This is a genomic window from Microvirga sp. BF8, assembly GCF_059888585.1.
The window spans coordinates 3,200,146-3,212,472 of record NZ_CM187619.1; the positions used below are offsets into that span (position 1 = coordinate 3,200,146).

Genomic DNA, 12,327 nt, shown 5'->3' on the forward strand with positions numbered 1-12,327 from the left:
TCGGGCGTGAAGGCGCCGCGGGTCCAAAGCGCGGCGTCGTTTCATTTCATGCGCGGCTCTTCGATATGGCGTCCAGCGGAAACGAGCCTTCCGTCCCGCTTCGCCACGACGGCTTCGAGCAGCGTGCGCGCCGCGTCGCGCACCTCCTCCTGCACAGCAAGGTCGCGGTCGAGTTCGTCGTGGCTGGTGGCATAGGGCTGCCAGTAACCGATATAGCGGTCGAGTTCGGCGGGCGTACCGGCGGGAATGAGGTCCATGTCCTTGAGCCAGTCGACGATGGCGCGGCGGACATTCTCCACGCCCGCCGCATCCCCATGCGCAACGACGGAGAACAAGCGTCCTGACAGGTGCTTGGGATAATCCCAGCCGTCCAGCTCGATCTCCTTGGCATGCCTGGCGTCCTTGCCGTGTGTGCGTGTGGGATCCGGGTTGCCGCCGTCGGCACAGACGAGCCGGTCCATCATCAGCTTAAGGGGGGACGTCGCCTGGTACCAGTTCACAGGCGTGACGATCATGACCCCATGGGCCTCGACCCATTTCGGGTAGATGTCGTTCATCCAGTCCTGCGTCTGTCCCATGGCATAGTTGGGATAGCAGGAGCACGGCCAGTGACAGAGCGCCGCCGCTGTCGAGAAGCAGGCCTTGCACGGATGGATGTGGCGGCCATATTCCGCCGCGAGCCGGCTCAGCTCGAGAACCTCCACCGCGACACTGGGCGCGCCAGCGAAAACCTCCCGCGCGATCTCGGCCAGGCGATAGCTCTTCGACATTTCGCCCGGACAGGTATGCTCGCTGCGCGACGATGCGCTGATGAGCAGAATTCTCGCAGGCCCGTGCGCGGAATCATGCCGTTGCCGGGCCGCGCCGATGGCATCGCGCGCCGCGATCCAATCCACAGAGAGGTCGTAATCGGGATCGGCGAAGCCCGGCCCCGCCTTGCGGGTGAGAGGGCTCTTGCGGTAGTCGCTATAGGCGTTCCAGGCGGCTGCGGCGACGCGAGAGAGCTCTCCGGAAAGTGGATCGAAGACGGGGTCCTGGAACTGGCTGAGGAAGCGCCTGCGGAACTCATCCTCGCTCAAAGTAGGATCGGGCGTTCCCTTGCGCGGTTCGGGTGCTGGCAAGACGCCCTCCTCACATTCGCTGAAAAGCTCGGCTTTGGAACGTGATCCTCGCGTCCTTTGTTCCAGAGCCCTGCGTCCGGGGCGGGCTGTGCAATTCGCTGCGGAGAGCCCGTTGAAACGACCGACACACGCGAGAATGGCAAGCGCGGCCGCGATAGCCTGCCGCGACGCAACGCGAGTCGGGCTTCGCGCAGGCGATCCTAGGGGCCCCGGCGGCAGGGGTAGGCCTGCGTGTTGAGGGTTATTTGGTCCTGAAGCTTTAAAGCTGCATAATATTCCGGTAGCATCTGGCCTCGATCGCACGCTCTCGATTCAGATCAATTTTGAGCTCTGTCCATTACGCACAAGGTTTATGCATTCCGCGAGGCTGTCGTCGTGCCGCACTGCACTATCTAGGACAGCGATAATCCATTTGGGTGCTGCGGCGCCCTAACGTCATTGGAGGGTTTTGTTGCCTCGCCTCGTCGTCGTTTCCAATCGGGTCGCCATTCCGGACCCGACCGGCAAGGGCTCTGCCGGCGGCCTAGCCGTCGCTCTGAAGGAAGCGTTCCAATCCTATCAGGGTCTGTGGTTCGGCTGGAGCGGACGGGTTTCGTCCCACCCCTCTCTCGAGCCGAAAATCATTGAAAAGGGCAATGTGCACTATGCCCTGATGGATCTGACATCCATCGACCGTCAGGAATATTATAACGGCTTCGCCAACCGGGCGCTCTGGCCCATCATGCACTACCGCCTCGGCCTGTCCGAGTTTTCGCGGGCCGACTACGCCGGCTACCTGCGCGTCAACCGCAGCTTCGCCAATGCCTTGGTGCGATTGACGCGGCCGGACGACCTCATCTGGATTCATGACTACCACCTGATCCCCCTTGCTGCGGAGCTTCGGGCGCTGGGCGTGACGAACCGCATCGGGTATTTCCACCACATTCCATGGCCCGCGCCGGAAGTGTTCGGAACGTTGCCCGGAAGCAGGGAGTTGCTGCGCGCCATTGCCGACTACGATCTCGTCGGCGTCCAGACGGACCGCGATGCGGACAATCTGCGCCGCGCCATCGTCCAGGAGGCCGGCGCGATGCAGCAGGGGGCGGATATCGTCGTCCTGAACGGGCACCAGACCCGGGTGAAGGGCTTTCCCATCGGCATCGACGTGAAGGGCTTCCAGCAGGTTGCGCGCCGGGCGCCGACGCATCGGGTGGTGAAGCAGACCCTCGCGAGCCTCGGCTCGCGCCGATTGATCATCGGCGTGGACCGTCTGGACTACTCGAAGGGGATCCCCGAGCGCATGGAAGCCTTCGAGCGCTTCCTCATCGCCAATCCCGACCAGCGTGGGCACGTCACCTTCCTGCAGATTGCCCCGACCAGTCGCAGCGAAGTGCCCGAATATGCCTCCCTGAGCCGCACCGCGAGCGAGACGCTCGGGCGCATCAACGGAACCCTCGGGGAGCCAGGCTGGGTGCCGATCCATTATGTCACCAGCCCCTACCCCCGCTCCGTCCTCGCCAGCCTCTACAAGATCGCCCGCGTCGGCCTCGTCACGCCGATGCGGGACGGCATGAACCTCGTCGCCAAGGAATTCGTCGCCGCCCAGGACCCCGAGGATCCGGGTGTGCTGATCCTGTCGAAATTCGCGGGCGCGGCCCAACAGCTCACCGACGCACTCATCGTCAATCCCAACGACAAGTTCGAGGTGGCGGAGGCGATTCGCGACGCGCTCCACATGGACCGCCCGGAGCGGATCGCACGTTGGCAGCGCATGATGAAGACGATCCAGGATTACGATGTATCCTGGTGGGCCGATTCCTTCCTGAAGGAACTCAGCAACTACAAGGGCCTGAGCAAGGCGCGAAGCCGCATCCCGGTCGGGGAGTAGGCCGAACCGACACTGGACAGCCCCCACGCGCCTCAGCAAGATGCGGCATGTCAGCCGGTCGCATCGATCTCCTCGCATGAATCCTCTCAGCAGCCTGTCCTGGGCCACGGCATACCTGGCCTCGGAATGGATCATCCGCCTTGTCATGCTGATCGTCGTGCCGTTCCGGCGGTCGCCGGAAGCGGCGAAGGGCTGGCTTCTCTTCGTGTTCTTCCTGCCCTGGCCGGCCCTTGTGCTCTATCACATCATCGGTCGGCCGAACTACCCGCGCTGGCGGCGCGAGCGCTTTGCGCGCCTGCCCGTGGCCTTCAAGGGGGTCGCCGACCGGATCAGGGGAGTGACCGCGTCCCAGGAGCCCGAGCTGCCGGGGAACCTGCAGCAGGCGGCGACCCTGATCCAGAACCTGGGACGGTTTCCCAATGTCGACGGCAACGACGTGGCGCTTCTCTCCGACTATGACGGATCGATCGCGCGGCTCGTGGCGGATATCGACGGCGCGAAGGGCCATGTGCACCTGCTCTTCTACATCTTCGCCGACGACCGGACCGGCTGGAGCGTGATCGACGCGCTGGCGCGGGCAACCGAGCGCGGCGTGACCTGCCGGGTGCTGATCGACGCCCTCGGCTCGCGGGCCTGGGCGCCGCGCGTCGTGGAAGCGCTCGCGCAGCGCGGCATCGCCGTCCATCTCGTCCTTCCCGTGGGCGTCCTGAGACGCAAATCCGCCCGCGCCGACCTGCGCAACCACCGCAAGATCGCAGTAATCGACGGCGCCATCGGCTATGTGGGCTCGCAGAACATCGTCGATTCCGACTTCAAGCCCGGCATCACGAACCAGGAACTCGTGGTGCGCGTCACCGGTCCGGTCGTGCTCGAACTGCAGGCTGTGTTCGTTGCGGACTGGTTTCTCGAGACGCGGGAGATTCTCGAAACGGCGGACCTCTTCCCGGAGCCGGCTCGAACGGGGCATGTGGTGGCGCAGGTGCTGCCGAGCGGTCCGGATTATCCGGAGGCCGCCGTCGGACGCCTCATCGAGGCGCTGATCTACGGCGCGCGCAGGCGCGTGGTCATCACGACACCCTACTTCATCCCGAACGAAGCGCTGCTCCACGCCCTGGAAACCGCCATCCTGCGGGGCGTCGAGGTTCATCTCGTGCTCTCGAAGCCGGTAGACCAGATCCTCGTCAGCCTCGCGCAGCGCTCCTACTATACGGACCTGCTCGCGGCCGGCGTCAGGATCCACCTCTACCGGGACAAGCTCCTGCACGCGAAGCATCTGAGCGTCGACCGCCGCGTATCGCTCATAGGCTCCAGCAACATCGACATGCGTTCCTTCATCCTCAATTCGGAGGTCAGCCTGGTCCTGTTCGACCGCGAGATCACGGCGCAGCTCCATGCGGAGCAGGAGCGCTACTTCTCATCGAGCGATGAACTGTCGCTCGAAGCCTGGCGCGCACGGCCCCTCTCCTCGAAGATCGTCGAGAACATCGCGCGGTTGGTGAGCCCGCTGTTGTGAGAGTACTTTCGTCCGTGCGAGTGTGAGAGCGGGTATTCTCCAGGGGACCGCGTCTGCAATCAGGCGATCAGGAAATCGTGCGCGCCCAGGTCAGTCTTGGCCTTCAGCTGCGCGAACATCACTGCAGCATAGGCGGAGCCGGAGCCGTCCTTGTCATAATACAGGGCGCCAGTCTTCTTATTGTAGATGATCCGATCGTCAGCATCGAGCGCCTTTGCGCCGAGCCTGAACTCGCCCTTATCCAGGCCCCCCTTGCCGATCCCGCTGAAAATCCTGCCCGAGAGCTGGATCGTATCGTCGGCAGCCGCGAAGTCGAGAATGCGGTCGATATTGCCCTTCCCGAGCTTCGTCGTGAAAGCAAACACATCATCGCCCGCGCCACCTGTCAGCTTGTCCCTCCCGAGGCCGCCATTAAGATGGTCGTCCCCAGCTCCGCCGACGAGACGGTCAGCCTTCTTCCCGCCTTTCAGGAAAAGCGCCTCGACAGATTCGTCGGGTTGCGCAGACGAACCCTCCGGGTGGGCCGTCGAGACGCCGCTGGCCGTGACGGCAATGGTGAAGTGCCGGTCGAGCGACGCGCCCTTGGGATCGCTCGCCCGCACGACAATGTCGAAGGCCGTATCTCCGGGCACGAAAGCTTTGTCGACGAGAAGCTGATCGCCCTGGATGCGGAAATGGCTGCCGGGGTTGGAGGCCAGAAAATACCCGAGCGCATCGCCGTCCGGATCGACGCCGCTCAGATGGCCGACGAGAGCGCCGGGCTTGGAGCGCGCATCGATGCTCGTGGCGTCGAGGCTGATGGAAGTCGGCGCGGAGTTTGTCGTCGATGCCAAGGCAATCGTACGGTCGGCGAATTGGGCATATTCGATGCCGATGAGAGAGTCCGTGCCGTCGAATGAAACGTATCGCAGATCCTTTACTGAGAAGCTGCCATCCGAGCGCTTTTCGATGACGTAATCGGAGAAATTTCCGCTGAAGACCGCAACATCGGTTCCAAAGCCTCCGGAAAGGGAATCATTCCCCGAGGCTCCAATGAGCCTATCATTACCGTTATTGCCCTCGAGAAGATCATTACCCGCGACACCGTTCAAGGTGTTGTCATCGTCACTTCCATAGAAGCGATCCGCTAAGGGGCTGCCGATCAAGTTCTCGACATTGCGGATAGTATCCCACGTCGTGTCCGACGTCCTCTGCTCATAGGCATACCTCAGATCCACGAAGACCTGACGATCAAACCGAATGGTATCAATCCCCTCGCCACCATCGATGAAGTGCTTACCACCCTCTATATGGAATGTTTCAGAACCCACACCTCCGAAAGCGACATCGTCACCACTGTAAAGATACAGGTCACCGACAATGCTTCCTCCGCGTCCATCATAGACGTCGTTGCCATAGCCGAGGAACACCGATCCTTTGATGAGACCGGAATTGATAACGACGTTCGTTCCACGGGAGCTACCGCCAATCGCTTCACCACCCGTGGCTTCGATGACACCGGTATTGCTGATCGTCAGCGATGCGGAGCCGCTATCGGTTGGATAAATCCAGTAGATGCCGCCGGAGCCTGTAATCTTGCCCGAATTGTTGATCACGGCCTGAGGCGCTCCAACCCAGACGCCCACATGCTCCACCGCGACCGTTCCGGCGTTGTTGACGATGCTGGCGCTCTGATCGAACCGATTCCCAAGGAACAATCCCTCCGCGCCGGTGACGCTTCCGGACTGTCCAATCGAGAGCGCGCCGCTCATCGAAATCCCGAAAGATTGTGCGCTATGAACTCGGCCGTCGATCAGCAGATTGACCCGCCCTGAGGCATCGATGCCATTCGCCATGTAACCGAAGGCTCGGATCTCAGCACCCTCCCCAAGGATAACCGTGTCGCCATCACCAATCTCAAGGGCATGCTCATAATCCCCCGTGGCGGGCGGAAGGGGATTGTTGGCATCGATCACATAGACGGTCATGAGCGACCTCCGTTGATTTAAGTCCTATGTGATATGTTGTTGCATTTAGCTTGACAATAAGCGGTGCGCCAAAGCACAAGAGAAAAGCCCCGGAGTTTCCTCCGGGGCCTTTCGTTAGGTCAGCGCTGTTCAGCGGGACTTAGAAGTCCATGCCGCCCCTCAAGTCCGGCAGGCCGGACTTGAGCTTCTTGAGTGATGGGCGGCTTTTATGGACTTAGAAGTCCATGCCGCCCATGCCGCCGCCCGGCATCGCCGGAGCGGATTCCTTCTTCGGCAGCTCGGCGACCATGGCTTCGGTCGTGACGAGCAGGCCGGCCACGGAGGCTGCGTCCTGCAGAGCCGTGCGCACCACCTTCGCCGGATCGACGATACCGGCCTTCAGCAGGTCGACATACTCTTCGGTCTGAGCATCGAAGCCGAACGTCTCCGACTTGTTCTCGCCGATCTTGCCGACGACGATCGAGCCTTCGACACCGGCGTTCTCGACGATCTGACGGATCGGAGCCTCGAGGGCACGCAGGACGATGTTGATGCCGGCCTTCACGTCGGCATTGTCGGTCTTGAGCTTGGCAACCGAAGCCTTTGCGCGGAGCAGAGCCGTGCCGCCGCCGGGAACGATGCCTTCCTCGACCGCCGCGCGGGTGGCGTTCAGGGCGTCATCGACGCGGTCCTTCTTCTCCTTCACCTCGACCTCGGTCGCGCCGCCGACGCGGATCACCGCGACGCCGCCAGCGAGCTTGGCGAGACGCTCCTGGAGCTTCTCACGGTCGTAGTCCGAGGTGGTCTCCTCGATCTGAGCCTTGATCTGACCGACGCGGGCCTCGATGTCCTTCTTCTTGCCGGCGCCGTCGATGATCGTGGTGTTTTCCTTCTCGATGCGGACGCGCTTGGCGCGGCCCAGCATGTTGAGGGTCACGTTCTCGAGCTTGATGCCGAGGTCTTCGGAGATCGTCTGGCCGGCGGTGAGGACGGCGATGTCCTCGAGCATGGCCTTGCGGCGGTCGCCGAAGCCCGGAGCCTTCACGGCGGCGATCTTCAGGCCGCCACGGAGCTTGTTGACCACGAGGGTGGCGAGAGCCTCGCCTTCCACGTCCTCGGCGATGATGAGCAGCGGCTTGCCGGTCTGCACAACGGCCTCGAGGATCGGCAGCATGGCCTGGAGCGAGGAGAGCTTCTTCTCGTGGATGAGGATGTAGGGATCCTCGAGCTCGGCGACCATCTTCTCGGCATTGGTGATGAAGTACGGCGAGAGGTAGCCGCGGTCGAACTGCATGCCCTCGACCACATCGAGCTCGGTCTCGGCGGTCTTGGCTTCCTCGACGGTGATGACACCCTCGTTGCCGACCTTCTGCATCGCATGAGCGATCATCTCGCCGATGGAGGCATCGCCGTTCGCGGAAATCGTGCCGACCTGGGCGACCTCGTCGGAGGACTTCACCTTCTTGGCGCGGGCCTGGATGTCCTTCACGGCTTCAGCCGCCGCGAGGTCGATGCCGCGCTTGAGGTCCATCGGGTTCATGCCGGCGGCCACGGCCTTGGCGCCCTCGCGGACGATGGCCTGGGCCAGAACCGTCGCGGTGGTGGTGCCGTCGCCGGCGATGTCGTTGGTCTTCGAGGCAACTTCGCGCACCATCTGGGCGCCCATGTTCTCGAACTTGTCGGCGAGCTCGATCTCCTTGGCGACGGTAACGCCGTCCTTGGTGATGCGGGGAGCGCCGAACGACTTCTCGATCACCACGTTGCGGCCCTTCGGACCCAGCGTGACCTTCACCGCATCGGCGAGGATGTCGACACCGCGCAGCATCTTCTCGCGGGCATCGGAGGAGAACTTAACGTCTTTGGCAGCCATGGGCTTTGCCTCCAGTTGACTTGAAAATTGGTTGGAAGGGACGGTGCGAACTTACTTCGCGATCACGCCCATGATGTCGGATTCCTTCATGATCAGGAGATCCTGACCGTCGATCTTCACCTCGGTGCCAGACCACTTGCCGAACAGAACGCGGTCGCCGGCCTTCACATCGAGAGCAATGAGCTTGCCGCTCTCGTCGCGGGCACCGGAGCCAACGGCGACAACCTCGCCCTCCTGCGGCTTTTCCTTGGCGGTGTCGGGGATGATGATGCCGCCCTTCGTCTTCTCTTCGCTCTCGAGGCGGCGGACGACGACGCGGTCGTGCAACGGACGGAACTTCATGGAACTTCCTCTTTGACTGTTAGCGTAGCCCCCAATGGCCACGTCCTGGTCTGTCGCTGTTAGCACTGTCAGGCATCGAGTGCCAACGCAAGTGGCGAGATAAGGACCCTGCGGGAATGAGTCAAGACACCCCAAAAGGATATCGTGAACGGGCCGAGGGTGTCGCCGCCCCTTGGAGCGGCGCGTCGTCGCCCGCGTAGACCTCAGCCGTCACTGCGCCGATGCGGTCCTCCGGCGCGGCCCAAAGCGCTAGCGGCGCGATGTCAGGAGGGCTGCCAGAACGATCAGGGCTCCGCCGCCCATGGTGGCCCAGGTCGGAACTTCGCTGAAGACGCCGTAGCCGATCAGGACGGCCCAGATCAGGGCGGTGTATTCCAGGGGGGCGAGCCGGGCCGCCTCCGCCCGCGCATAGGCGGTCGCCATGAGGATATGGCCGATGACCCCGAGCACGCCCATGAGCATGAACCAGGCGAGATGGGCGAGGTTCAGGGGCTGCCAGACCACCAGGGCCAGGGGCAGGACCAGGAGTCCGGGGCCGATGTTCTGGAAGAATACGATATGCATGAACTTGTCCCTCTGGGCCCGCTGGCGCAGGAGGACGAGGCTGAAGGCATAGGTGACGGCGGAGAGAAGCGCCGCCGCGACTCCGGACCAGGAGCGCGCCGCCTGCGCGCCCTCCGACTGGCCGAGGACGACGACGAGGGTGCCCCCGAAACCTACGGCGATCGCAAGGACGATCCGGGGATCGACCGACTCCCGCAGCAGGATCACCCCGAACACGGCGATGAACATCGGCGACAGGAATGACAGCACCAGGGTCTCGGCAAGCGGCAGCTGGCCAAGCGCATAGAAGAAGCTCACCGCCGTCACCACGGCGGCAACCGAGCGCAGGAGGTTCGCGACGACCGTCTCGCGGGACGGCCAGCCGGGCCGGAGCACCGCCACCACGCCCGTGGCGACGAGGGTTCCGCAGGCAAAGCGAAGGAAGGCGACCTGGAAGATCGGATAATGGGCGGCCATCCCCTTGATGACCGCATCCATGACGGACAGGACCGCGATTCCCGCGGCAGCCCGCAAGGCGGGACCGAACTGCATGATGTCTCGACGGGTAGAGGGGAGCGCCCGGAATGGGCACCGCAGGCCAAGGCGGGCTGATAGCGCAGTTCGCCGCCCTTATCACCATCACTTTTCATGTATCGACAGGAATAAAGGACCCGAGACACTTTTCATTCCTGCCGTATTCGCGGAAACAATCGCCGCGCTTCCCGTTATGTCCGGAGTAAGCCAAAGCTTGAAACCACAGGATGCTTCGATGCGCTCTCTGCTTCCTTGCACCGCTGCCCTCTTCGCTGTCCTCCTCCCCGCTGCCGCCTTCGCGCAGGCACCCGGCTACTACGCAGCGCCGCCGCGGGACGTCTATGGCAACCTGCTCGTGGTGCCGCATTCCAATGCCGGCTATGTGCCCGGCTACAGCTACCCGCCCGGGTATCCGCAGGACGGCTACCGCGAGACCTATCCGAGCGTGACCCGGCCGGCATCGCGCCGGGAGGTCTATCGGAATGTCGATCCGATGACGGGATATGCCTATAACGACCCCTCCGCCGCCCTGCCCGACAGCGACATGACCGGAGCGGACGTCCTCGATTACGCGATCAAGCCACAATACCAGCGCCAGATCGTGACCTATCGCGGCCCCGAGAAGCCCGGCACGGTCATCATCGATACGCCCTCGCGATACCTCTATCTCGTGCAGGAGGGAGGCCGGGCGATTCGCTATGGCATCGGCGTCGGCCGCCCCGGCTTCGAATGGGCCGGCCGCAAGACGGTCAGCATGAAGCGCGAATGGCCCGACTGGCGCCCGCCTAAGGAAATGCTGAAGCGCCGTCCCGACCTGCCCACCCACATGGAAGGCGGACCGGACAACCCGCTCGGCGCCCGCGCGCTCTATCTCGGCTCCTCACTTTACCGCATCCACGGCACCAACGAGCCGCATACCATTGGCCATGCGGTGTCTTCCGGATGCATCCGCATGCTGAACAAGGATGTGATCGATCTCTACAACCGAGTTCCCGTCGGCGCGCCCGTCATCGTGATCTGACCGGGATCGGACTTGCATGGCGCCTGATAAGGCCGGACATCCTCTGTCCGGCCTTTCGTATGGGCCTGCCTCCAAAAAGCGCCGATGGAGATGTTGCCGTTTCGTTCCAGAAATCTCGCCGCAATCTACCTCTTCCGGATAATGTTACGTACTTCACGGGATCAGATGCGGAACAGAAAACAAATATTCTGGCAACACAATTCGCTATTGATGAATGTCCAATAAAATACTCTTTGAACGTATAGCTGCTTATTTAAAGAGGAGCACAGTAAGTCACCGTTGTCCCTTCCTCTCTGAACAGAGAGGAAGCGTGGTTTAACCCTATAGATCGCTCCCTGGCGCGCATTTCTACAATCGCATACCCGGCCTTCCGGCCGATGATGGATTGGCCATGCCTCTTTTGCCTACGGGAGCCTATGACCATCGACGAAACGTCCGCTCCACCGGCCCCGCTTTGGCGAGAGCGACGATCTCGGCTATCAGCAGATGAACCGAACCGACCGCGCACATCGAGGCCCCATGACCTATGCTTATCTGCTTGTCGCCATCGTCAGCGAGGTCATCGCCACTTCCGCTCTGAAGGCATCGGAGGGCTTTACCCGCCTGTGGCCGTCCATGCTCGTGGTCATCGGATACGGGGTGGCGTTCTTCTGTCTGTCGCTGACCTTGCGCACGATCCCGGTCGGCATCGTCTATGCGGTCTGGTCGGGGATCGGCATCGTTCTCATCGCCCTCGTCGGCTGGTTTCTCTACCGCCAGGCCCTCGACCTGCCGGCCATCCTCGGCATCGCTCTGATCATGGCCGGCGTGCTCGTCATCAACCTGTTCTCTCAAACCGTCGGGCATTGAAGCGACGGCACCTTCCTCTCGCATGGCTCTCGTCATCCAGGGCGGGCGCCGCGAAGAACGAAGATCGACGGCACCAGGCTTCGACCGGCAGTGACACGGGACAGGCGCAACAGCCGTCAGGTTTTGCCTGGATAGATCGTCTGGCCCTGCGCCAGCATCGACACGAACTTTTCGATCCGCGCGGCGCGGGTCTTGTCCGTCTTCGCGTCGTGGACGCGGTAGAGAATGGCGTAGCGATTGGCACCCTTCAATGTCGCGAAGAAGGCCTTGGCTGCCGGCTGCGCGTCGAGGGCTGCCTGTAGGTCCGCTGGAATATCGATCCTGCTCTGTGGTGCATAGGCCGCGTCCCAGCGTCCGTCGGCCTTGGCCCTCTCGATCTCGGCGATACCGGTCGGAGCCATGCGCCCTGCCGCCAGCAGCCGATTGGCTGTGTCGACATTGATCTGCGACCACTTGCTCTTCGGCGTGCGAGGGGTAAAGCGGATCAGCCAGAACAGCTCATCGAACCGATCGAGCTGACCGTCGATCCAGCCGAAGGCGATGGCCGTCTCGACAGCCTCGGATTTGCCGACCGTCGCGAGACCCGATGACTTCTTGGCCAGTTTCAGCCAGACACCGACGGAAACCGCTCCATTCTCGGCCAGCCATGCTTCCCAGTCATCTCGCGACGCGAAGGTAAGTACCGGCAATCCCTTATGCGCACTCATATCCGAATCTTGGC

General features: G+C 62.7%; 10 protein-coding genes. 4 read left to right on the top strand and 6 right to left on the bottom strand.

From position 1 onward, the window contains the following. Nucleotides 1-41 precede the first annotated feature (41 nt). Nucleotides 42-1,121: a flavodoxin family protein gene (locus AC522E_RS15205; RefSeq protein WP_500747100.1), complete on the bottom strand. Its 1,080-nt coding sequence runs from the start codon at nucleotides 1,119-1,121 to the stop codon at nucleotides 42-44. Nucleotides 1,122-1,572: 451 nt separating this feature from the next. Here AC522E_RS15205 and otsA point away from each other — a divergent pair, with 451 nt between their 5' ends. Next, nucleotides 1,573-2,988, top strand: coding sequence for an alpha,alpha-trehalose-phosphate synthase (UDP-forming) (gene otsA, locus AC522E_RS15210; RefSeq protein ID WP_500747101.1), 1,416 nt, complete (start codon nucleotides 1,573-1,575; stop codon nucleotides 2,986-2,988). A 76-nt stretch (nucleotides 2,989-3,064) separates the two neighbouring features. Next, the gene (gene cls / locus AC522E_RS15215) at nucleotides 3,065-4,501 is read left to right on the top strand and encodes a cardiolipin synthase (protein WP_500747102.1); all 1,437 of its coding nucleotides are present in this window, start codon (nucleotides 3,065-3,067) and stop codon (nucleotides 4,499-4,501) included. 59 nt (nucleotides 4,502-4,560) lie between these two features. Here the strand turns inward: cls and AC522E_RS15220 are convergent, their stop codons facing one another. From AC522E_RS15220 to AC522E_RS15235, 4 genes are all read right to left on the bottom strand, one after another. Beyond that, the gene (locus AC522E_RS15220; protein WP_500747103.1) at nucleotides 4,561-6,468 is read right to left on the bottom strand and encodes a calcium-binding protein; all 1,908 of its coding nucleotides are present in this window, start codon (nucleotides 6,466-6,468) and stop codon (nucleotides 4,561-4,563) included. Nucleotides 6,469-6,682: 214 nt separating this feature from the next. Next, entirely contained in the window at nucleotides 6,683-8,317 is a 1,635-nt protein-coding gene (groL, locus tag AC522E_RS15225; RefSeq protein WP_500747104.1) for a chaperonin GroEL, read from the bottom strand. A gap of 51 nt (nucleotides 8,318-8,368) precedes the next feature. Continuing rightward, entirely contained in the window at nucleotides 8,369-8,659 is a 291-nt protein-coding gene (gene groES / locus AC522E_RS15230) for a co-chaperone GroES (RefSeq protein ID WP_500747105.1), read from the bottom strand. A gap of 249 nt (nucleotides 8,660-8,908) precedes the next feature. Beyond that, nucleotides 8,909-9,754 carry a DMT family transporter gene (locus tag AC522E_RS15235; RefSeq protein WP_500747106.1) on the bottom strand — a complete coding sequence of 282 codons (846 nt, stop codon included), beginning with the start codon at nucleotides 9,752-9,754 and terminating at the stop codon, nucleotides 8,909-8,911. 217 nt (nucleotides 9,755-9,971) lie between these two features. Here AC522E_RS15235 and AC522E_RS15240 point away from each other — a divergent pair, with 217 nt between their 5' ends. Both AC522E_RS15240 and AC522E_RS15245 read left to right on the top strand, forming a co-directional pair. Beyond that, a complete protein-coding gene (locus AC522E_RS15240; RefSeq protein WP_500747107.1) occupies nucleotides 9,972-10,757 on the top strand; it encodes a L,D-transpeptidase in 786 nt (261 codons plus the stop codon). Nucleotides 10,758-11,276: 519 nt separating this feature from the next. Next, the gene (locus tag AC522E_RS15245; RefSeq protein WP_500747108.1) at nucleotides 11,277-11,606 is read left to right on the top strand and encodes a DMT family transporter; all 330 of its coding nucleotides are present in this window, start codon (nucleotides 11,277-11,279) and stop codon (nucleotides 11,604-11,606) included. A gap of 116 nt (nucleotides 11,607-11,722) precedes the next feature. On the opposite strand, the gene AC522E_RS15250 is transcribed toward AC522E_RS15245, so the two are convergent. After that, complete coding sequence (locus tag AC522E_RS15250; protein ID WP_500747109.1) at nucleotides 11,723-12,313, bottom strand: YdeI/OmpD-associated family protein; 591 nt, start codon at nucleotides 12,311-12,313, stop codon at nucleotides 11,723-11,725. Nucleotides 12,314-12,327: the final 14 nt, after the last annotated feature.